The following is a 20,891-nucleotide window of genomic DNA, read 5'->3' as shown; positions in this document are numbered from 1 at the left end:
TGCCTCTGATCTGACGTGCCACGAGCTTGTGACCTGGCGCACACGGTAGCACTCGCTTTACACTGCGTCTAGCGAATGACGGAGGGTCTAGCGATAAATATGAACACACCTCGGATCGCCATCGTGGGTGCCGGAATCTCCGGAATCTGCCTCGGAGTCGCCCTGCGGCAGGCCGGGTTCACCGACTTCGTCCTCTTCGAGAAGGCCCACGATTACGGCGGCACCTGGCGGGACAACAGCTATCCGGGGCTGGTCTGCGATGTGCCCTCGCGGTACTACCAGTTCACCTTCGCCAGGAATCCCGCCTGGACACGGCTGTATTCGGCGGGACCGGAGATCAAGGACTATCTGGTCCGGGTGGCGCACGAGCACCGGCTGCCCGCGCGCACCCGATTCGGCACCGAGGTGACGGGCGCGGAGTTCGAGGGGACCGGCTGGCGCGTCAGCACCTCGGACGGCAAGACCGAGCGCTTCGACTTCCTCATGTGCGCAACGGGATTCCTGCACCACCCGAATCGGCCCGACATCGCGGGCCTGGACGAGTTCGGCGGCACGCTCATGCACTCGTCGCGCTGGCGGCACGATGTCGAGCTGACCGGCAAGCGGGTCGGGGTGATCGGCACCGGATCCACCGGCACCCAGCTGGTGAGCGCGCTGGCGGGTGCGGTGCCCGAAGTCGTGCTGTTCCAACGGACTCCGCAGTGGATCCTGCCGACGGTCAACCGGGCCTACACTCCGGTGGCGAAAACGCTGTACCGGCTGGCCCCGGCACTGGGCGTGCTGCCTTACTCGGGCAATCGCGCCGCCTTCGCGGTGTTCTCGCAGGGGCTGGTGCATCCCGGCCGGGTGCGGCGGCTCATCCAGTGGGTGGTGGAGCGAAACCTGCGCTCGGTCAAGGACCCCGAGCTGCGCCGCAAACTGACGCCGGACTATCAGGCCATGTGCAAGCGGCTGGTGGTGTCGGACCGCTTCTACCAGGCCGTGCAGCGCCCCGACGTCACGCTGGAGACCGACGGCATCGACCACGTCGAGAAGCGCGGCGTGGTCACCGTCTCGGGCCGCCTGCACGAACTCGACATCCTGGTGCTGGCAACGGGATTCGACTCACAGGCGTTCATGCGCCCGATGGCGATCACCGGCGCGGGCGGCCGCACCCTGGATCGGGCCTGGGCACAGGGTCCGCGCGCCTTCGAGGGCGTGATGATGCCGGACTTTCCGAATCTGTTCATGCTCGTCGGCCCGCACAGTCCCTTCGCCAACCATCCCCTGACCGCGGTCGCCGAGGCACAGTCCGCGCGCATCGTCGGCTGGTTGCGACGGTGGCGGGCAGGCGAATTCGCGACCGTAGCGCCGACCCACGCCGCCACCGACCGCTACAACGCGCGCATGCGGGCCGCCGCCCCGAGCACGGTGTGGACCACCGGTTGCACCAGCTGGTATCTGGGCAAGGACGGACTGCCCGCCTTGTGGCCGTGGACCCCGGGCCGCTACGAGAAGCTGATCCGCAGCGCCCCGGATCCGGTCGATTACGACCTGGGTCAGCGCGCCGAGAGCCGAACCGAGCCCGTGGAATCGCCGTCGAGACCGGTCGACTCGGCGGCATCCCCGCCGGAACCCTGACTCCCCCGTTGCCGGGTGGCGTGCTCGTCCAGCTCCAGATTGATGAAGGCACCGATCATGGCCCGCCACACCGCTTCGGCGACAGCGGGTTCGAGACCCGCCGCGGTGGCGCGATCCCGGGCCAGCTCCACCACCTGCTCCACACGGCCGGGGGCGCGGACGGCCTGTTCGTCGGTTTTGAAGATCGCGGCGGTGCGGACCAACCGCTGCCGGTCGGCCAGCAGCCTGATCAACTCGTCGTCGAGGGCATCGATGCGGGCGCGAACTTCGGTGAGCGACTGCGGAGCTGACACGATCGTCGACCCTAGCCGCAGACTCACACGACGGCGCGGGTGACCACCGGGACGACGAATTCCTCGAGCATGGCGCGCTCTTCGGCGTCGTCGCGGCCGGGCGCGGCGAGGAAGGAGACGATGATGCGGGTGAGCCAGCGGGCCAGGCGGCTGCGTTCGGGGTCGGTGAGGGCGTCGGTCGTGAACAGGCCCCCCGCAATGGATTCGATGACGTCGGAGTCCTGGCTGATGCGACCGGCCGGGCCGGATTCGCCGGGCCGGAACCAGGCGATGAGCATGGGGTCGGCGCGGACCGCGTGAATCGCGCCGAGCATGGCGGTGACGACCCGCTCGCCCGGATCCTCGATCGACCCGACCTGTTGGAAGATGCCCGCGGCGATGCGGCGGGTGGCGCGGTGCACGAAGGCCAGCCGGACGGCCTGCCGGTTCTCGAAGTACCGATACAGGGTGGCCCGCGAGCACCCCGCCGCCTTGGCGATGTCGCCCATGCCGACGGCGGTCACGCCCCGCTCTGCGAACAGGCGCGCGGCCGCGTCCAAAATGCGCTCGGCGGCCAGATCGGCGCGATCATCGGCCAGCCAGTCTCGGCTCATGCTGCGTCCTTTCGCTATCCACCGACCACACTCTGCCCGCGCACCATGCGGGTGTCGCAACCGGGCCGACATCAGGTGGCCGAGCGACCGCCCGCCCGCGTCGACCCACGGATCGGGCGGTGACTCCCGTACCGTCCTGCCCGCTCGCCGGGAGACCAGCCGCGGCCCCTCGGGCGCAACTCAGCCCTGCGCGCGGAACGGCACCGAGACCGGCCAGCGGACGTAGTTGCCGTGGGACCACTGGACGTTGTCGAGGTCGACGGTGAAATCGGGGCAGCGGGAGAGCAATTCCTCGAGGGCTACGCGGGCCTGCATGCGGGCGGCGGCCGCGCCGAGGCAGTGGTGGTGGCCGTGGCTGAAGGTCATGATGCGCTTGGGATTGCGACGCACGTCGAGTTCGGCGGCGGTGGGGCCGAATTCGCGTTCGTCGCGGTTGGCCGAGCCGTAGAGGAGCAGCACCTTGCGGCCCGCGGGGATGGTGACGCCGTGCAGTTCCACGTCGCGGGTCGTAGCCCGCGCCAGGCCCTGCACCGGGGAGGTCATGCGGAGGAATTCCTCGATGGCGTCGGGGATGAGGGCCGGATTCTCCACCAGGATGCGGTGCTGGTCCGGGTTGGCGGTGAGCAATTGCACCGCGCCGCCGAGGTTTCCGGTGGTGGTGTCGTTACCGCCGGTGATCATGGTGAACGCGAAGCCGAGGATCGCCACGATGCCCTCGTTGTCGCCGTCCGCGCCGAGGCCGGAGGCGAGCAGGTGGGAGATGGTGTCGTCGCCGGGTTCGGCGCGCCGCCGCTCGATGAGCTCGGCGAAGTAGGCGGCCAGTTCACCGACCGCGGTGAAACCGTCCTGCCCGCCCGCGGCCAGGCCCGCGCCCTCGACCGCGCCGCCCACGATGCGCTCGGTCCAGCCGTCGAACTTGCCCCAATCCTGTTCTGGCACACCGAGATAGTGGGCCACGACCATGGTGGGCAGCGGCTTGAACAGGTCCTTGACGATGTCGCCCGCGCCCTCGGCGCGCAACCGCTCGATGCGCTCGACGATGAACTTGCGCACCGCGGGCTCCACCGAATTCACCTGGCGTGGCGTGAATCCCGGCGATACTCGCCGGCGGAAGTCGGTGTGCTCGGGCGGATCCATGAAGACGAACGGCTTCACCGGCCCGAGGATCGCGGACACCAGGTCGGCGTAGTCGACGGTCAGCCCGGAGGCTGAGGAGAAGGTTTCGGGGTCCCGCGCGGCCGCGTATACGTCCGCGTGACGGGAGAGCACGTAGAAGTCGTCGGATTCGTGGCCGTCCGGGATCACCCGGTGGACCGGATCATGGTCGCGCAGTTGGGAATACATGGGATAGGGATCGCGCCAGGTCTCCCCGGACCGCAGCTCGAATCGCACCGCATGAGACGCCGTTGAACTCATGAATCGACGGTAAGACAAAATGCCAATTCTGTCTAGAACGGGTTTCAGCTACAGCACGCGGAACCGCACGGGACGAGCCAGCGGGCGACCCGCGTCATCGAGGTGCTGCAGCAGGTAGGTCCCACTGGTCAGCCCGGTCGACGGGAAGATCACCTGGTCGCGTGCGACCCCCTGGGACAACGGCAGGGTGCCCGCCGCCGAGGTCGCCGCCACGGTCCGGATGTGCCCGCCCGGGTCCGGACGGACCTCGAGCCGGTGCGCGGCCACCGCGCCGGCCAGGCTGTAGCTGACGACCAGATCCCGGCCGGGCTCGTACATGGATCGATCCAGCAGCAGGCGATCGAAGGGGGCGGCGTCGTCGGCTGTCATCCCCGGCGCGCCCGTCTCCACGAATCCTCTTGTTCTGCACAGGAATCCCGCATCAGCGTCGGCCGTCACGCTGAAGTCGTACCAGCCCCCACCTTCGGCGTCACTGTCGCAGGCCATGTCTCGCCGCTCGGTCGCGCCCGCACCGACCTCGATGATCCAGGGGCCATCGGCGCGGTAGGCGTTGGACACGACCAGTATCGAAACCGGTTGCACCCCACCGTTCTCGAACGACCAGCCGAGTGCTCGTTTACCCGAGGTCGCCGCCGTGGCGGTGACTCGCAGTGCGCCGCAGGGGCCTTGGAGATCACCGGCGAAGCGCCGCTGGAAGCCGTCGGGACCGTAGACGCTGTAGTCGTAGCGCCCGTTCACCGCGGGCAGGTCGCGCGCGACCGTGCCGCCCCCGGCCACGTCGACCAGGGTCGGCGTGTAGTCGGCGACGAAGGCGTTCGGATGAATCCGGCAGTGCACGGCCCCGATGCCGCCGTTCTCGAGGGTGAGCGTGACCCCGCCCCGGTCATTGGGCGCGCACCGTGCCTGCGGCCGATACGGCAGCGGCACCCGCGCCTTGCGCCCGGTCTGCTGCTTCGGCATCCGTGCCACGAACGGAAGTGGTTGCGGCGCACCGGTCATCGACTGTTCGGCGCGCGGCGCGGCGGCGGGCACGATGAGCGTGCGCCGCGCGCCGAAGTCGAACAGCGAGGACAGATCGCCGCACATCTGCCGCCGCCAGGGGCTGATATTCGGTTCGGCCACACCGGTGACGCGCTCGAGGAACTTCAATACCGAGGTGTGGTCGAACAATTCGGAGCAGACCGCCTGCTTGCTCCACGGCGACACGATGATCGCCGGTGTCCGCGCCCCGAGGCCGACATTGTGGCCGCCGAAGTACTCACCGGCCGTGCCGGGCGGTGGGGTCGGCGCGGGAACGTGGTCGAAATAGCCGTCGTTCTCGTCGTAATTGAGGATGAAGACGGTCTTGGCGAAGACCTCGGGATGTTCGGCCAGCGCCTCCAGCACCCCGTGGACCAGGGCCTGGCCATTGCGCGGCCCCATGACCGGGTGTTCGCAGTCGACATAGGGCGCGACGATCCACGACACCCTGGGTAGCCGGCCCGTCGCGACGTCGGTGCGGAAGGACTCGACCAGCGTTCCGGTCCGCGCCCGCAGCAAGCCCTTCTCCACCAGTGCCCGCTGCCGCGGCGTCAGCTCGTCCATGCCGCGCTTCAGCGCGGCGGCGTAGGCGGGCTCGCGGCTCGGATCCCGTTGCAGGTCATCGTAATAACGGAAGAAGTTCTCGAAGGCGAGCGTGCCGCCGCCATTGGTGTACTTCAACGCCGCGCGCGCGGCCTCGCGGAAGGACGCGAAGAAGTCCAGCGCGTTGTCGGTGTAGTTGTCCCACTCCTGATAGACGCGCCAGCCGATGCCGCGCTCCTCGAGCCGCTCGGCGTAGGTGGTCCAGGGCAGGCCGAAGATCACCTCGTTGACGTAGCGCCCGGCGTCGGGGCCGAGCAACGCGTCGTAGAGGAAGAGGTTGCCGGTGGGCGGGGCGATGAGCCCGGCCAGCGCCTGGTCGAGCGCCCGCGGCAGGGCGCTGGTCAGGCCGTGCACCATGCCCAGCACGGCGTCCACGATGCCGGTGACCGGCAGGCTGCGCATCCAGCGCAGCTTCATGTCGTCGGCGAACAGCGAGGTCTGCAGGGATTCCGCGTAGTTGTCCAGGGCCAGCGGGTTTTTCACGGTGCCGCTGAACAGGTACATGCGGTTGGGGTCGGTGGGCCCGTTGACCGAGCAGTGGTAGCCGTCGCAGAGCGTGAACGCCTCGGCGAGCTGGTAGTAGAAGGCGAGGCTGTCGCGGTCGTAGCCGACCATGGTGCCCTCGCCCTTGGCGGCGATCCAGCGGTCGTGCCGCCCGGACGCGAAAGCCTCATGGCCGGTACCGGTTCCGTGATCGGTGCCGTCGATGTTCTGCAGCGTGGTGAGGTAAGGCAGCACGGTGCGCCCGCCGTCGGGCTGGTGGAAGACCGAGCGTCCGGTGGACAGTTGGAGCGCGTTGAGGTCGGCGTAGCCGCGCACTCCGGCCATGCCGCCGTAGTAGTGGTCGAAGGATCGGTTCTCCTGCATGAGGATCACCACATGCTCGATGCGGTCCCACCCGCCGGGTGGGGCCGGTTCGGCCCAGGCCTGGACCAGGCTCGGCGGGAGCATCGACATGGCTCCGGCCGCACCACCCAGCTGCGCGGCGTGCTTCAGAAAGCGCCTCCGATCCATGATCTCCCCTGTGAGCATAGGAACGGCTATCACTGAGGATCGCCGACCGAGCTTGGGGGTCCGTGGCGGTGAGGGGGTTCACTGATGAAGGGTCAGTTAATCATTGGCTCCGGACGTCGCGGATCGGTCACGCGGGGTTCACTCCTGTTCACGTACAAGAACGAATACCAGCTCGGTGTCGCCGATGCGGAGCAGCGCGCCGTCGGAGAGCAGACCGCTGTCGAGCACGCGCGCGCCATTGATGTAGACGCCGTTGGAAGAGTTCAGATCCTTGAGCACCCAGGTGTGGCCATTGTCGATGATGAGCGCGTGGTGGCGGCTGACCCGGCCGTCGGGCAGCGCGACATCGTTGTCGGACAGGCGTCCGATGCGGGTGGTGGAGCCGACCACCGGGTAGATGTGGCCGAAGCGGTCGCGCAGCAGGGCCTGGGGTTCGTGCCAGCTGCGGTCCACGATGGTGGTGGCGCGGGTGGCCGAGGCCGCGCCGACCGCGCGCACGCTGAGCGGATCCTGGCGCAGGATGCGCGATTCCAGCTCCCGGATGCGGTGGCCCGGATCGATGCCGAGTTCGTCGGCGAGGATGGCGCGCAGGCGGCGGGCCGCCTCCAGGGCGTCGGATTGGCGGCCGGTCATGTAGAGCGCGGTGATCAACTGCTCCCAGAGTGATTCCCGCAGTGGATGATCGCGGACCAGCAGGTTCAGTTCGGAGACCACGTTCTCGGCGCGACCCTGGGCGATATCGGCCTCGGCGCGGGCCTCGATGACGCCGATGCGCTCGTCGTCGAGGGCGACCGCGTAGGCGTCGGCGAAGCCGAGCCCGCGCAGGTCCGAGAGGACCGGGCCGCGCCACTGGGCCAGCGCGTCGGACAGGACCTCGGTGGCGGCGGCGAAGCGTCCGGCGGCGAGGGCGCGCAGGCCGTTCTCGCGGCGGGCGCGGAAGCGGAAGACGTCGCAGGCGGCGTCCTCGACCACGATCCGGTAGCCGGTGCCCATGTGCTGGAGCATGTTCCGGGCGTCGATGCCGCCGTCGCGCAGGGGCTTGCGGAGGTTGGAGACGATCGCGTGGAGGCTGACGCGGACGTCGGGCGGCGGATTGTCCTCCCAGACGGCGCTCGCGAGCGACTCGACCGATACCGGCCGGTTGGCATTGATCGTGAGATACGCCAGTACCGCACGCTGCTTGGGACCGCCCAGCTGCTGCTCCACCCCACCGATGGTCAGCTGTACCGGCCCGAGCACCCCCACCTGCGCCCGCACCTCACCCATCGCCGACCTCCCGCCGAGCTCCGGCCCACTCGACCGCGATCCACCCGGCCGCGGTTGCCGCCCGTCACTGTAACTATCCACGGCCATCGCGCCCCTCGCATCCGACGATTCCTCCACCGAACTGGTCGGTCCCCGATCCGCTTTCGTTGCACCCGCCCCGAATCCCGGTGAGCGTGCGCTGGTGAACGCGATGGGCAACGGCCCGGTGGGGGCGCGGTCATCCCGGCGGGTTCCGGCCGGAATCCGCCGCGGGGCGATGGATTCCGGCCGAAGTCATGCCGAGGTGATGAGCGGAAGCATGCCGATACGTCCGGTGCGGGCGGCCTGCCGCGCGGGTCCTTGCGGCGGTTAGGGATTCAGGTTGTAGACCTCGACGGTGCCGATCTTGGCGGCGGGGTAGTTGGCCTTGACCCAGGCGGCGATCTGGGATGAGGAGGACTGGGGGTCGGAGTTGTTCCAGCCGCCGTTCTGTTGCGGGGCGCCGCCCTGATCCTGCGGGGCGTTGCCACCGCCCTGTTGCGGGGTGCGGCCCTCGCCCGAGCGGGGGGTGCGGCCCGGCTGCGGAGTGCCGGACTGGGTGTTGTGCGGTTCGCCGGATTGCGGGGTGTTGTTCTGGCGGTCGCGGATCAGGTAGTAGCCGATCTGGTGGTCGGCGACGTACTGCTGGAATTGGGCAAGGCTCGGCGAGGGGTCGCGGCCGCTGAAGCCGCCGACGGCGAGCAGCGCCTTGCCGGTGGTCAATTCGAGGGTGCTGACATCCTGCGCGCCCTGCGCGGCGGCGGCCCAGCGGGCGTCGCTGCCATTGATCAGATCGATGATCGCGGGGTCGACCGCGCTGCCGCCGTCACGGCCGCCACCGCCGCCGCGACCGCTGCGGGACGGACCGGCGGTCGGACTGCCGCCATTGTGCGGCTGGGCGACGGTCTCGAGGGTGTACGCGGTCGGGCCGAGCAGACCGGCGACGAGCGCGAAAACGCCGATGGCGAGCGAGAATCGGGGCAGTTTCGGCGCGATCAGCAGCGCCGCGGCCGCGAGCACGGCCAGCGCCACCAGGGTCCAGCGCAGCCACGGGAGCCACTCGGGGGTGCGGTGCAGCAGCGCGAAGGACCAGACGCCGGTGGCCAGGGACATCACCGCGAGGGTGACGCGCGCCGCCGGATGTGCACGACGCCACCACAACTGGGTCGCGCCGATGCCGATCAGCGCCGCCATCGCGGGTACCAGCTCCATGGAGTAGTAGGAGTGGAAGCTGCGGCTCATGGTGCTGAGCACGACGCCGGTCACCAGCAGCCAGCCGCCGAACAGCAGCAGTCCGGCGCGGACGCGGTCGGTGCGCGGAAGCCGGCGGGTCAGCCAGAGCCCGGCGAGGAGCGCGATCAGGGCGGCGGGCAGCAGCCACGAGAATTCGGTCGCGAGCTCGCCGCTGAACAGCCGGGTGAGGCCCGGCTGGGATCCGAAGCCGCCGAAGCCGCCGCGGGGCATCTGGTCGGCGGCGTGCTGGACCGGGTCGGGCACGGCCGTAGGATTCGGCCGGGGCCCACCGCCACTGTGATTGCCGAAGACGCGGCCGAGGCCGTTGTAGTCGACGGCCAGTTCCCACAGGCTGTTGCTGGTGGAACCGCCGATGTAGGGCCGGGATCCGGCGGGCCACAGCGCGACCAGCGCCACGTACCAGCCCGAGGACACCACCAGCGCGACGCCCGCGGCCGCCAATTGCCCGATGCGCGTGCGCCATCCGGCCGCGCCCGCCACCAGCACCACCAGCGCGAGGCCCGGCAGCACCAGGAAGGCCTGCATCATCTTGGCGAGGAAGCCGAAGCCCATGAGCACGCCCGCGCCGACCAGCCAGCCGGTGCTCGACGACCAGAAGCGTTCCCCGCCCGCGTCAAGGGACCGGACCGTGCAATACGCGGCGGCCACCAGGAGCAGGAGCATGAGGGCGTCGGGGTTGTTGAAGCGGAACATCATGGCCGCCACCGGAGTCACGGCCAGCGCCGCGCCCGCGATGAGACCCGCGGCCGGTCCGGCCCAGCGCCGCACCGCGGCGATGAGCAGCGCCACCGAGGCCACACCCATCAGTGCTTGCGGCGCGAACATGGACCACGCGTCGAATCCGAAGATCCGGCCCGACAGGCCCATTACCCACATGGCGGCGGGCGGCTTGTCGACGGTGATGGAGTTCTGCGGATCCAGCGAGGCGAACAGCAGCGCCTTCCAGCTCTGCGTGCCGGACTGGACGGCGGCGGCGTAATAGCCGTTGCCCCAGCCCGCGCCGCCGAGGCCCCACAGGTAGACGACGGCGGTGGCGATCAGCAGCGAGAGGGTGAGCGGCCGCTCCCAGCGCGGTTGCCCGGGTGGTACGAGCAGCGTCGACCACCGGGATACGCGGTTCGTCTCCGACGAAGCCGCGTCGGTGCCCACGGACGTGTTGCCGTTGGCGTCCCCGGACGCGTTGCCGCTGGCCGCATCGCCCGCGACGCCGGTGATGGTCGACATGCCACCCGCCTTTCCTGTGTCCCCAACCAATTCCCACTTGACTCTGCGGAGCCTAGGAGCCGGGATTCCCACCGAGCTTCACGTGCGCTGGGAGTTGTCTGTGAGAGACCGGTTCATGCCTCTGAACTGGGAGAACAGCAGATAGGGCACCCGCCCGGGGTGCCCTATCGGAGTGTCGGCCGGAGCCGTTTCAGTGCTGGTGTGCCAGCTGGACCGGGCCGCCCTCGAACGGTTCGGGAGCGATGACCCGGTCCAGTCCGAGCGAGATCAGAGTGAGCGCCAGGCCCGCCACGGCGATGCTGCCGCCCACCCAGTTCACCGAGGTCACGCCCAGCCCGCCGTCGATGGCCGCGCCACCGAGCCAGATTCCCAGCGCCGACCCGAGGGTGAAGGCCGAGATATTGGCGGCCGACGCGATATCCGGCGCGTCCCCGGCCTTCTGCATGACCCGCAGCTGCAGCGGCGCCACCACCGAGAACGCGGCCACTCCGTAGGCGAGCAGACCCAGCGCCGCGGTGACCGGATTGTGGATGAGCAGGGTCAGCGCGAACAGCGTCACCGCCAGCGACCCGACCGAAACCACCAGTGCCAGGCGCAGATTCCGATCCGCCAGCTTCCCGCCGAGCTGATTGCCCGCGAACAGGCCCGCGCCGAAGATCAGGAACATCGGTGTCACCCACTGCTTTCCGAGGCCGGTGGCCTCGGTCAGCTGCGGCGCGAGATACACGTAGCTCGTGAATACCCCGCCGTACCCCAGCAAGGTGGTCAGCAACCCGATCCACACCGCGGGCCGCCGCAACGCCCGCAGCTGGTCCGGCAACGGCGCGCTGCCTCCCCCTGCCATGTGCATCCGAGCGTGCGCATCCAATTCCGTCTCGTCAGCCGACCCGGCGCCGTGCGAGTGACCGTGGACGTTCGAGTCCGCCGCGGCCACCCCGGCCGAATGATCATGACCCGCACCGCTTCCCGGCTGGGCGTGCATGTGTTGTCCGAAGTCCGCCGCCGCGTGACCGACAGCCTCGGCGGTGGCATGAGAGTGGTTGTGGGCGTGCGACTCCACCGAAGCCTGTGAGGGAGCATGGGCCACGCCTGCCACACCACTCCCCGACTCGGCGTGCGAGTATCCGCCCGGGGTCGCCGCCACCACCGCGATGGCGGCGTGAGCGTGGCCGTGCGATTCCGCCGCCGCTGCGGCGTGGCCGTCGGCGTGGGCATGATCGTGCGTGCCGTCGGCTACCGTGCGGGCGCGTTCGCGGCCGATTGTCCTGGGGATCAGCAGGATCAGGCCGAGGGCGGCGAGGAGGCCGAAGAGGACCAGGGTGCCGAAGGTGGCTCGCCAGCCGAGGGCCCTGCCGACGGCCGCGCCGATGGGGGCGCCGAGAATGGTTGCGGCGGTGGAGCCCGCGAAGACCGTTGCGATCGCGCGGCCCTGTTTGCCCTTCGAGACCAGTTCGGCGGCGAAGAGGGCCGCGATGCCAAAGAAGGCGCCGTGGGCGAGGGCCGCGATGACGCGGCCGCTGAGGATCACGTCGTAGGTGGGGCCGAGCAGGGAGAGGGTGTTGCCGACCAGGAAGACGCCGGTGGTGGCCAGGAGCATGAAGCGGCGGCTGACGCGGCCGCCGATGGCGGTGAACAGGGGCGCGCCGATCGCGACGCCCAGAGCGTAGGCGCTCTCGAATCGGCCTACGGCGCCGAGGGATACATGGAGGGAGTCGGCTATCTCCTCCACCACGCCGGCGACGACGAATTCGTCGGCGCCCATGGCGAAGGCGGCGATGACCAGGGCCCAGACGGCCAGGGGCAGGGTGCGCACGGTAAACACTTCCTTGGATTTGTCGAGGGTGGATCACGGCTGCGGTGACATCGACAGGCGCACATGGCGTCTCCGTTCGGTCGGGGTGGAATCAGTTGGCGGGCAGGGTGAAAGCGGCGGTGCGGACCCGGTCGCCGTGCTCGAAGTCCAGGAACAGGCGGTAGGTGCCGCGGCCGGGAACCGCGGTGTGGAAGGCGACCTCGGGGCCGGGCGCGGTGACGCCGTCGCCGGGCTCGCCGTTCGGGTGCACGTGGACGTAGGCCAGATCGCCGGCGCGGATGATCACCAGGTGGCCGTAGGCGGCCAGGTAGGGCTGCAGGTCGGTGACGAGTTCGCCGTCCTTGCGCACGGTGAGGGTGAGCAGGCTGCCGTCGCCCTGCACCAGATCGCCGTCCAGGGCGACCTCGTAGCCGTCGACGGTGAAGGTGCGCGCCGGGGCGGGAGCGGCCTGGGGCCGGTAGTCGCCCGCGATGGCGAAATCCGCACCGAGAGTGATGGTCTTGCCGAGGGCGGTCGGCGCGATGTCGGTGAAGGCCCGGTATGCGCCCGCCTCGGGGAGGTTGAGCCGTACCGACCAGGTGCCGTCGGCGGCCCGCTCCGGGTGGACGTGCCAGAAGCCGGTCAGCTCGCGCCCCACGACGATCAGGTGCAGTTCCTTGTCGTGGATGCCGTCGAAGTCGGTGACGGCCGCGCCGTCCGGGCCCACGATGCGGAAGCGGAACTCGGTTTCGCCTGCGGCCACGACATTCTCGGCGAGTTCGAGGGTGTAGCCGTCCTGGGTGATCTGCAGGCCGCCCGGCAGACCGCCGCCGTGCGCGTGACCGCCGTGCGCCGCGTGCGCGCCATGAGCGTCGTGCCCGCCATGAGCGGCGTGCCCGGCGTGGGCGTCGTGCCCGGCATGCGCCGCGTGTGCGGCGTGATCCGCGTGCGCGTGGTGAGCGTGATCTCCGTGAGCGGCGTGGTTCTCGTGTCCGGTGTGCGCCTGGGTGGTCATTTTCTCGTCCCTCTCAACTGCTTTCGGTGCCTTACGGAAGATCAAGTTAATACCCCCCAGGGGTATCTACAAGGGGCGAAGTAGTGAACTGGGTCACTGCGCCGTTCCCCCGGATTCGGATCACCGTGACGGCAACGGTGGCCCGCCGGAAGCGGTTCGACGATCGTCCAACCTATGGCGAGCGAGACAGACTATCGAACGGGCCTGTTCGCGTTGGGAATCGAACTCGACGACACAGGTCTGCCACCGGTCGAATGGCGGGCGCGAGTACACGCGGCCGAGAACGCGGGCTTCACCTTCGCGACCGTCGGCGATTCCCTCGATCCACCGGGCCCCGGCTCGGGCGGACGGCTGGACGCCACCGTCCGCGCCGGTTTCGTCGCGGCCACCACCAGCACCCTCGGACTGGTCCCGGCGATCGCGGCGACCTACGCCGAGCCGTTCCACCTGTCGTCCCAGCTGGCCACGCTGGACTACGCCTCGCGCGGGCGGGCGGGCTGGCTGGCCGTCGACGATCCCGATGCGGCGCGCGCCTGGGGAGCCACCCCGCGCACCACCGCGGCCGAGCTCCGGCGCGAGCGCACCGATGCCATCGAAGTCGCACGGCGACTGTGGGATTCGTGGGAAGACGACGCGGTGATCCGCGACTACGCCGCCGGGAAGTTCCTCGACCGCGACAAGCTGCACCACATCGACTTCATCGGTGAGACCTTCTCCGTGAAGGGTCCGTCCATCGTGCCCAGGCCCCCGCAGGGTCAGATTGTCGTCTTCGGCTACGACGCGGAATCCGAGGGCCTCGATGTGGCCCTGGTCCGGGACCGGGCCGACATCGAAACCGCACGGGCGGCGGGTGTTCCACGCGTACTGCTGGATCTCGACATCACCCTCGACAGCCCCGCCACGATCACCGACCTGATCGCGCTGCTCACCGATCTCGCCCCGATCGCCGACGGTGTCCGCCTGCGCCCGGCCGCCCTCGACGAGGACCTTCCCGTCCTCTCTCGCCACGTCCTGCCCGCCCTGCTGCGTGCCGGACTCGCCCATCGCCCGGTCCCGGGTTCGACGCTGCGCGCGAATCTGGGCCTGCCCCGCCCCGCCAACCGCTACGCCAAGGAGCCGACCCGATGACCGAGGTCCCCTTCCCCGACGCCCAGGTGCATTTCGGCGTCTTCTTCCAGGGCGTCAATCACCACACCATCTGGTCGGATCCCAGCAGCGGTTCGCAGATCGACTTCGAGACCTTCCGGCACGTCGCCACCACCGCCGAGCGCGGACTGTTCGACGCCTTCTTCCTGGGCGAGGGCCTGCGGCTGCGGGAACAGGACGGGCAGCTACTGGACACCGATATCGCCGGAAGACCCGACGCCATCACGCAATTGGCGGCGCTGGCCGGGATCACCCGCCGAATCGGGCTGGTGGCGACACAGAACGCCACCTACAACGAACCCGCCGATCTGGCACGGCGGCTGGCGAGCCTGGATGTGCTCTCGGGCGGGCGCGCGGGCTGGAACGTGGTGACCACCGACAATGCCTGGACCGGTGAGAATTTCCGGCGCGGCGGCTATCTCGAGCACGCGTTGCGATACGAGCGCGCGGCCGACTTCCTGAGTCTGGCCCGCGAAATCTGGGATGCCTGGTCCGACACCGAGGTGCGCACGGTCGAACGCGAGAGCGCGCAGTTCCGGGTGGCGATCACGCCGACGGTGCCGCGCAGCGCGCAGGGACACCCGGTGATCTTCCAGGCCGGCGTCTCCCCCGCCGGACGCGATTTCGCGGCGGCGCAGGCCGAGGTCATCTTCTCCCCCTTCGGAACTCATTTCGATCCGGCGCTCGAGTTCGCGAACGATATCCGCGCCCGCCTGGTCGCGGCGGGCCGTCCGGCCGACGATATTCGTATCCTGCCGGGAACCCAGATCGTGCTGGCCGAGCACGCGTCCGAGGTCGAGGAGAAGCGGCGCTGGGTGCTGGGTCAGCAGATCACCGGCGCGACGGCGCTCTCGCTGGCGGGTCAGGTATGGGGTCGGGACCTGTCGCATCTGGATCCGGACGGCCCGCTGCCCGCGGAAGATCCTGAGCCGTCGGTGATCTCGTCCACGCGCGGCTCCCAGCGTGACGGGCAGGACCGCTCGGCGATCGTGGCGCAGTGGCGCGCGCTCGCGGACACCGAGCGGCTGACGCTGCGGCAGGTGGCCATCGAGACCACGGCCCGTTTCGGTTTCGCCGGGACGCCGGGGCAGGTGGCCGACGAACTGACCCGTTGGGTGCGGCACGGCGCGAGCGACGGCTTCAATATCACCCCGTACCAAGTGCCGACCGGTCTGGACGACATCGTGAATCTGCTGATTCCCGAACTCCAGGAACGCGGTTCGTACCGGTCCACCTATACAGGGACGACACTGCGCGAACATCTCGGACTGCGCGCACCGCTGACCCGCCGCTGAGCCGCGCGCCCGACCGAGTGTTTCCCGGCTGATTCACTGCCCGCACCCCTCGCGGCGGGTGGCGGATCGCCCCGGGCAATCTCCCGCTACGCCTGGAACCGCTCCGGCAGGTTTCCCGCGGCGTAGCGGGCGTAGGTGTTCTCCGGTGTCACCGTGATGATGTCGGTGACCTCCACCAATTCCGCCGGTACGCAGCCTCCTTCGAAGTGATCGACGCTGGGCACGATGACCGCCTCCAGTGCGAGCCGCGAGACCAGCACCCGCAGCCGATGGACCGGTCGGTCGGTCCAAGGGCCGAAGACCACGGTCCGGCGCAGGTCATAGCCTAGACGCTGGGCCAATATTCGAATCCGGGCCTCATCCCATTGCTGACGTTCGCCGGATATGTCGCTCCGCAACCATCCGATCGCATGGGGTTCCGATGTCATGGCTATCCCTCGAGGGTTTCCGCTGCCGGCGACTGTGCCGACTTCAACGTTGGTCCGCGGGGCCCGATTGATCGACGGCGTGCAATGGGGAAAGTATGGGGCAAATCGGGGTCACGACGGCGCGGCAAATCCGTGGAAAGCCTATTCTCGGAAGGAGGTCCAGCAGAGAGGCCGCATGCCGTGACCGGACGGAACGAGCTGCTCATCGAGGCTCGGCTGCGCATGGAATCCCCCGGAGCGCCGGGTCAATCGATGACCCGCAGAGAGTTGGCGGACGCCGTCAACGACCACGTCTTCCGAGCCACCAGCAAGCGGGGGGCCGTCGACGAACGACACGTCGGCAAGTGGGAGCGAGGCGAAACGACATGGCCCAGAAAGCATTACCGGGCCGCGCTACGGGCGGTCCTGAATGTGGCGACGGATGCCGAACTCGGCTTCCGCACGCCGCATCGCGCGGTGGATGACGAGGCCGTGAACCGCAAGCAGTTTCTTTCCAGCGCACTCGTGGTGAGCGCGAGTGTGGTGCTGTCGAATTCCGCGCCAACCGAATCCGAGCTCATCGACACCATGGCCGGTCCGACCTCGAACTACCGGCGGATGGAATCCTCGGTGCCCTCCGACCGCCTGGCGCCGGTGGTGGACGCGCACCTGACCCTGGTCGCGGGTGTGGTCCGGGACCGGCTGCGCACCTCCGGAGGATTCCGGGCGCTGTCCGAAATCGCCGGGCTGGCAGCGTGGTTGGCCGCCGACCGCGGGGACGATGCGGCGGCGCGGCGGCGCTACGTGGAGGCCATCCGGCACGCGGAGCGAACGCACCATCCGCTGCTGGTGTCGTACATGACGGCCAGCCTCGGGCACTACGCGGTCGAAATGGGCGACGGCCGAGCGGGTTTGACCTTGCTGCGCACCGCCGCCTCGCAACTGGGACCCGAGACTCCCGACAGCGCCGGGGCGTGGATGTCCTCCCTGCTGGCCGTCGCCTACGCGGCCACCGGGGACCGCGCCGGTGCGCTCGGGGCGCTGCGCCGGGCCGAGCGGCTGGTGGACCGGCAGCGCGGAGAACCGCAGTGGCCGTGGGTGTTCGTCTTCGACGGGCCCAAGGCGGCGCGGTATCAGGCCAGCGCCCTCACCCGGCTGGGCGACAATCGCGCGGCGCACGTCGCCTTCGAGAACGCGGACGCCTCGCTGACGGCCGAGAAGCCGCGCGCGCTGGCCAAGGTCGAGCACGCCCAGGTGCTGGCCCGCTCCGGCGACATCGAGGGCGGCTGCGCGCTCGCGGCCGAGGCGCTGCTGGTCGGGCTCACCTATCACAGCGAGCGAATAACCCGGCTGGCCAGGGCATTCCGCGCCGACCTGCCCGCGCGTACCGTCGAGGCCAGGGCACTCGACGAGGCCCTCGCGACCCTCTACGGACGAGACGATCAATGACGAGCGTCGCCATCACCGGGCATCGGGGGCTGCCCGCGCAGACGCTCGCCCAGGTGGATCGGGCGCTGCGCCTCGAGGTCGCCCTGCGTATCCGCCCGGGAGGGCCGATCCCGATCGGCGTGAGTTGCCTTGCCGACGGCCCGGATTCACTGTTCGCCCAGGCGATCCTGGATGCCGGCGGCCGCTTGATCGCGGTGGTTCCGGCCCGCCGCTACCGGGCCAGCCTGCCCGCCGCCCACCACCCGGTCTACGACCGCCTGGTCGCGGCGGCCGACCGGGTCATCGAGCTGAACCGCGAGCAGTCCGACCCGCAGGCGCATCAGGCCGGAAGCCTGCGCATGCTCGACGAGGCCGACGAACTGCTGGCGGTCTGGGACGGTCTGCCCGCCCGCGGCTTCGGCGGCACCGCCGACGTGGTGGCCACCGCCCGCGAGCGCGGAATGCCGGTGACGGTGATCTGGCCGGAGGGGGCCGAGCGGCCCTGAACTTGACCTCAACCTTGATTCAGGTACCAGGATGTGTCGTGCGGGCTGGCGACAGCCCCTGCCGCGGCCCCGCCGAGTCCCGTACACCCCTCGGCGAGGCCGCGGGCGTTTTCGCGCCACCGGGGCGTAGGGTCGGTAGCGACCGCTCAGCTATCCCGCAGCCGCACCGCATGATTCACGGTGGGAGAGGACTCAGCATGTCGATCGGGGAAGCCGTCGTCGTGGCCGTGGACGAATCGGCCGGTTCCGCGGTGGCCTGGGCCGCCCACACCGCCGCCCTGCACCGCGCGCCCCTGCACCTGCTGCGGATTCTCGAGGTCACGCCCGATCAGGGCCTGGGCCTCGGCACCACGATCACCACCGAGGACTACTCGCGCTTCGAGGAACACGGCAACTGGCTGCTGGAAACCGCGGCCGCGGAGGCCGCGAAATCCGACCCGGGCCTGACCATCACCACCGAACTGGCGACCGGCGCGGTCATCCCCGCCCTGCTCGAACGCACCCACGAGGCCCGCATGCTGGTCGGCGGCGCGCGCGGCGGCGGCGCCCTGCGCCGGGCCCTGCTCGGCTCGGTCAGCTCCGTGCTCGCCCGCCGCTCCCACTGCCCGTTCGTCGTGGTCCGCGACGGCGTCCCGCTACCTCCCGATCTCGCGACCCGACCCATCCTGGTCGGCGTGGACGGCACCAAGATCAGCGAGCCCGCCATCGCGGCGGCCCTGGACGAGGCGTCGGCACGCGGCGTCGACGTCATCGCCCTGCACGCCGAAGGCTCCTCCGACGACCCCGAAATGGACGCCCTCGACGACTACGTCCTCGCCGAGAGCCTCGCCGGCTGGCAGGAGCGCTACCCCAACGTCCGCATCGACCGCGAAACCACCCACGACCGCCCCGAACGCTCCCTGCTCGAACTCTCCACCGCCACCCAGCTTCTCGTGGTCGGCACCCGAGGCCGAGGCGGCTTCACCTCGAAGGTCTTCGGCTCCACCAGCCAATCCCTGCTGCTCTCCGTCCAGACCCCCATCATGATCGCCCCCACCCCCTGACCACCATGAACCCCCCACCCAAATACCTGCTACCAGCACGACCGTACGGCTCGGTAGTCTGACCCAGACGCCCCCGTAGCCCAATTGGCAGAGGCAGCGGACTTAAAATCCGCCCAGTGTCGGTTCGAACCCGACCGGGGGCACTAGGAAACTGCTGGTAAATCAACCTCGGGCGTGTCCTTCGGCTCACCGCATCGCCGGGCGAAGCCGAGCCGCATCGATGTCGGACACGTCAGTCGGCACTTGGCGGACAGCCGAGTCATCGTGCGCATCGCGGGTGTCACCGGTGTCGGTCTCGTCCCAGACCGGCTCAGCACCGGCACCAATCCTCGCCGCCCGGCCCCGGGGCGGCGCTGTCGGGCGCTGACAGCGCGGTATCAGCGAGGGTGGCGATCCTTGGCCCAGCTGGGCTGGCCGAGCAATACACGATGCCGACAAGTACTGCGACACACAAGGATTGCCATGACAACATCTATCAGCACCGCCGAGGCGTATGTCGACGGCCGTTGGATCACGGGTGCGGGTGAGCCGATAACCACGATCAATCCGGCGACCGGACGCCAGGTGGCAGTGACCCCGGCGGCGGCGCCTGCCCAGGTCGGCGCCGCGGTCGCCGCGGCTCGGCGCGCTTTTGACGGGGGCGAGTGGAGTCGGCTCGGCCCCGCCGACCGCGGCAGGCTGCTGCATCGTCTCGCGGACCTGCTCGAGGAGCACCGCGACGAACTGGTCCGGCTGGCGGCCACCGAGCTCGGTACCCCGGTGAGCAGCGGGCCTGTCCAGCACGTGGATCTGCCGGTGAAGTACTTGCGCTGGTTCGCGGCGGCCGCGGCACAGGGCCCGCGGGACGGATACGAACAGCCATTGCCGCTGGACCACGATCCGGTCACCAATAGCAGCATGCTGCTTCGAGAACCGGCCGGGGTCGTGGCCGCCATCGTCGCCTACAACGCGCCGATCACGATGTCCGCCTTGAAGATCGGCGGCGCCTTGGCCGCCGGCTGCTCCACGGTTCTGGTCACGTCGCCGAAGGCGATCCTGCTGACCTCGGCGTTCGTGCGTTTGGTCGAGCAGGCCGGATTCCCCCGTGGCGCAGTCAATTTGGTCTTCGGCCCACCGGAGGTCACCACCGGGGTCGTGCAGGCGCCCGAGGTCGACATGGTGAGTTTCACCGGTTCCCCCGCCGTCGGCAGCATCATCATGACGCTGGCCGCGCCGACCCTGAAAAAGGTAGTCCTCGAACTCGGCGGCAAGTCGCCCAATATCGTGCTGCCCGGCACCGATCTGAGCCGGGCGGTACCGGCCTCGGCCCTGCGGTTCACCCGCAACAGCGGGCAGGCGTGCGGCGCCACCACTCGAACCCTGGTGCCGCAGGCCGATTTCGACGAATACGTCGAGCGATCGGGCCAGTTCCTGCGGAGCCTGACAGTCGGCGACCCGCTGTCGCACGACACGGTGCTCGGACCGCTGATCACCGACGAGCACCGCGTCGACGTGGAGGGCTTCCTCGCCCGCGCTCGCGCGGCCGGTGCGCAGATCCCCGTCGGCGGCGGCCGCCCGGCCGGGCTCGAGGACGGCTTCTACCTCGAAGCGACGCTGGTGACCGGCGTGCCCAATACGGCGGAGATCGCCCAGGAGGAGCTCTTCGCGCCGGTGGGCGTGGTGATGCCGTACGCCGACATCGACGAGGCGGTCCGTATGGCGAACGACGTCAAATACGCTCTCAATGCCAATGTCTGGGGACCGACGGCCGAGGCGATCGCCTTCGGCCGCCGGATCCGTTCGGGCACCGTCACCGTCAACGGCGGCGCCGGTATGCGGGCCGACGCCCCGTGGGGCGGGCCGGGCTACAGCGGCATCGGCCGGGAGGGCGGCGAAGAGGGATTCCGCGAATTCTTCGAGGTCAAGCACATGCAGTGGCCCTTGTGATCGATGATGCGA

General features: G+C 69.7%; 16 protein-coding genes and 1 tRNA gene. 8 read left to right on the top strand and 9 right to left on the bottom strand.

Annotated elements, in window-relative coordinates; translation table 11 throughout:
- The first annotated feature begins 99 nt into the window (after nt 1–99).
- Complete coding sequence (locus GPX89_RS31385) at nt 100–1,620, top strand: flavin-containing monooxygenase (RefSeq protein ID WP_157391343.1); 1,521 nt, start codon at nt 100–102, stop codon at nt 1,618–1,620.
- Here the strand turns inward: GPX89_RS31385 and GPX89_RS31380 are convergent.
- The 8 genes from GPX89_RS31380 to GPX89_RS31345 form a co-directional block, all read right to left on the bottom strand.
- On the bottom strand, nt 1,539–1,913 hold the full coding sequence (locus GPX89_RS31380; protein ID WP_198347684.1) for a chorismate mutase: 375 nt from the start codon (nt 1,911–1,913) through the stop codon (nt 1,539–1,541). The genes GPX89_RS31385 and GPX89_RS31380 overlap by 82 nt on opposite strands.
- Nucleotides 1,914–1,936: 23 nt before the next feature.
- The gene (locus GPX89_RS31375; protein WP_157391342.1) at nt 1,937–2,506 is read right to left on the bottom strand and encodes a TetR/AcrR family transcriptional regulator; all 570 of its coding nucleotides are present in this window, start codon (nt 2,504–2,506) and stop codon (nt 1,937–1,939) included.
- Between the two features lie 180 nt (nt 2,507–2,686).
- Complete coding sequence (locus GPX89_RS31370; RefSeq protein WP_157391341.1) at nt 2,687–3,922, bottom strand: cytochrome P450; 1,236 nt, start codon at nt 3,920–3,922, stop codon at nt 2,687–2,689.
- A gap of 48 nt (nt 3,923–3,970) precedes the next feature.
- Nucleotides 3,971–6,559: an alkaline phosphatase family protein gene (locus GPX89_RS31365; RefSeq protein WP_198347683.1), complete on the bottom strand. Its 2,589-nt coding sequence runs from the start codon at nt 6,557–6,559 to the stop codon at nt 3,971–3,973.
- A gap of 138 nt (nt 6,560–6,697) precedes the next feature.
- On the bottom strand, nt 6,698–7,825 hold the full coding sequence (locus tag GPX89_RS31360) for a BTAD domain-containing putative transcriptional regulator (protein WP_157391339.1): 1,128 nt from the start codon (nt 7,823–7,825) through the stop codon (nt 6,698–6,700).
- Between the two features lie 348 nt (nt 7,826–8,173).
- Nucleotides 8,174–10,321, bottom strand: a complete 2,148-nt coding sequence (locus tag GPX89_RS31355) for an ArnT family glycosyltransferase (RefSeq protein ID WP_157391338.1) — start codon at nt 10,319–10,321, stop codon at nt 8,174–8,176.
- Nucleotides 10,322–10,511: 190 nt separating this feature from the next.
- Nucleotides 10,512–12,134: an MFS transporter gene (locus GPX89_RS31350; RefSeq protein ID WP_157391337.1), complete on the bottom strand. Its 1,623-nt coding sequence runs from the start codon at nt 12,132–12,134 to the stop codon at nt 10,512–10,514.
- A 91-nt stretch (nt 12,135–12,225) separates the two neighbouring features.
- On the bottom strand, nt 12,226–13,128 hold the full coding sequence (locus tag GPX89_RS31345) for a hypothetical protein (protein ID WP_157391336.1): 903 nt from the start codon (nt 13,126–13,128) through the stop codon (nt 12,226–12,228).
- Nucleotides 13,129–13,302: 174 nt separating this feature from the next.
- Between GPX89_RS31345 and GPX89_RS31340 the strand changes: the two genes are divergently transcribed.
- Both GPX89_RS31340 and GPX89_RS31335 read left to right on the top strand, forming a co-directional pair.
- A complete protein-coding gene (locus tag GPX89_RS31340) occupies nt 13,303–14,256 on the top strand; it encodes an LLM class flavin-dependent oxidoreductase (RefSeq protein ID WP_157391335.1) in 954 nt (317 codons plus the stop codon).
- Nucleotides 14,253–15,569, top strand: coding sequence for an NtaA/DmoA family FMN-dependent monooxygenase (locus GPX89_RS31335; RefSeq protein ID WP_157391334.1), 1,317 nt, complete (start codon nt 14,253–14,255; stop codon nt 15,567–15,569). The genes GPX89_RS31340 and GPX89_RS31335 overlap by 4 nt, the downstream gene beginning before the upstream one ends.
- 86 nt (nt 15,570–15,655) lie before the next feature.
- Here GPX89_RS31335 and GPX89_RS31330 read toward each other — a convergent pair whose 3' ends face one another.
- Nucleotides 15,656–15,910 carry a hypothetical protein gene (locus GPX89_RS31330; RefSeq protein ID WP_235948554.1) on the bottom strand — a complete coding sequence of 85 codons (255 nt, stop codon included), beginning with the start codon at nt 15,908–15,910 and terminating at the stop codon, nt 15,656–15,658.
- A 267-nt stretch (nt 15,911–16,177) separates the two neighbouring features.
- Here GPX89_RS31330 and GPX89_RS31325 point away from each other — a divergent pair, with 267 nt between their 5' ends.
- From GPX89_RS31325 to GPX89_RS31305, 5 genes are all read left to right on the top strand, one after another.
- Complete coding sequence (locus tag GPX89_RS31325; protein ID WP_198347682.1) at nt 16,178–17,425, top strand: hypothetical protein; 1,248 nt, start codon at nt 16,178–16,180, stop codon at nt 17,423–17,425.
- Nucleotides 17,422–17,910: a hypothetical protein gene (locus GPX89_RS31320; protein ID WP_157391332.1), complete on the top strand. Its 489-nt coding sequence runs from the start codon at nt 17,422–17,424 to the stop codon at nt 17,908–17,910. The genes GPX89_RS31325 and GPX89_RS31320 overlap by 4 nt, the downstream gene beginning before the upstream one ends.
- 197 nt (nt 17,911–18,107) lie before the next feature.
- Entirely contained in the window at nt 18,108–18,953 is an 846-nt protein-coding gene (locus GPX89_RS31315) for a universal stress protein (protein ID WP_198347681.1), read from the top strand.
- A 69-nt stretch (nt 18,954–19,022) separates the two neighbouring features.
- Nucleotides 19,023–19,096 (top strand) — tRNA-Leu (locus GPX89_RS31310).
- Between the two features lie 319 nt (nt 19,097–19,415).
- Nucleotides 19,416–20,879: an aldehyde dehydrogenase family protein gene (locus tag GPX89_RS31305; RefSeq protein ID WP_157391330.1), complete on the top strand. Its 1,464-nt coding sequence runs from the start codon at nt 19,416–19,418 to the stop codon at nt 20,877–20,879.
- Nucleotides 20,880–20,891 lie beyond the last annotated feature (12 nt).

Origin of the sequence: Nocardia terrae (assembly GCF_009760405.1) — a bacterium.
Taxonomy (GTDB): domain Bacteria; phylum Actinomycetota; class Actinomycetes; order Mycobacteriales; family Mycobacteriaceae; genus Nocardia; species Nocardia terrae.
The sequence above is the reverse complement of the archived record's forward strand: the minus strand, read 5'-3'. Positions and strand labels throughout refer to the sequence as shown.

Coding starts and splice junctions, on each gene's coding strand:
- GPX89_RS31385 (WP_157391343.1), top strand. CDS start 100: ATGAACACACCTCGGATCGCCATCGTGGGTGCCGGAATCTCCGGAATC.
- GPX89_RS31375 (WP_157391342.1), bottom strand. CDS start 2,506: ATGAGCCGAGACTGGCTGGCCGATGATCGCGCCGATCTGGCCGCCGAG.
- GPX89_RS31370 (WP_157391341.1), bottom strand. CDS start 3,922: ATGAGTTCAACGGCGTCTCATGCGGTGCGATTCGAGCTGCGGTCCGGG.
- GPX89_RS31365 (WP_198347683.1), bottom strand. CDS start 6,559: ATGGATCGGAGGCGCTTTCTGAAGCACGCCGCGCAGCTGGGTGGTGCG.
- GPX89_RS31360 (WP_157391339.1), bottom strand. CDS start 7,825: ATGGGTGAGGTGCGGGCGCAGGTGGGGGTGCTCGGGCCGGTACAGCTG.
- GPX89_RS31355 (WP_157391338.1), bottom strand. CDS start 10,321: ATGTCGACCATCACCGGCGTCGCGGGCGATGCGGCCAGCGGCAACGCG.
- GPX89_RS31345 (WP_157391336.1), bottom strand. CDS start 13,128: ATGACCACCCAGGCGCACACCGGACACGAGAACCACGCCGCTCACGGA.
- GPX89_RS31340 (WP_157391335.1), top strand. CDS start 13,303: ATGGCGAGCGAGACAGACTATCGAACGGGCCTGTTCGCGTTGGGAATC.
- GPX89_RS31335 (WP_157391334.1), top strand. CDS start 14,253: ATGACCGAGGTCCCCTTCCCCGACGCCCAGGTGCATTTCGGCGTCTTC.
- GPX89_RS31320 (WP_157391332.1), top strand. CDS start 17,422: ATGACGAGCGTCGCCATCACCGGGCATCGGGGGCTGCCCGCGCAGACG.
- GPX89_RS31315 (WP_198347681.1), top strand. CDS start 18,108: ATGTCGATCGGGGAAGCCGTCGTCGTGGCCGTGGACGAATCGGCCGGT.
- GPX89_RS31305 (WP_157391330.1), top strand. CDS start 19,416: ATGACAACATCTATCAGCACCGCCGAGGCGTATGTCGACGGCCGTTGG.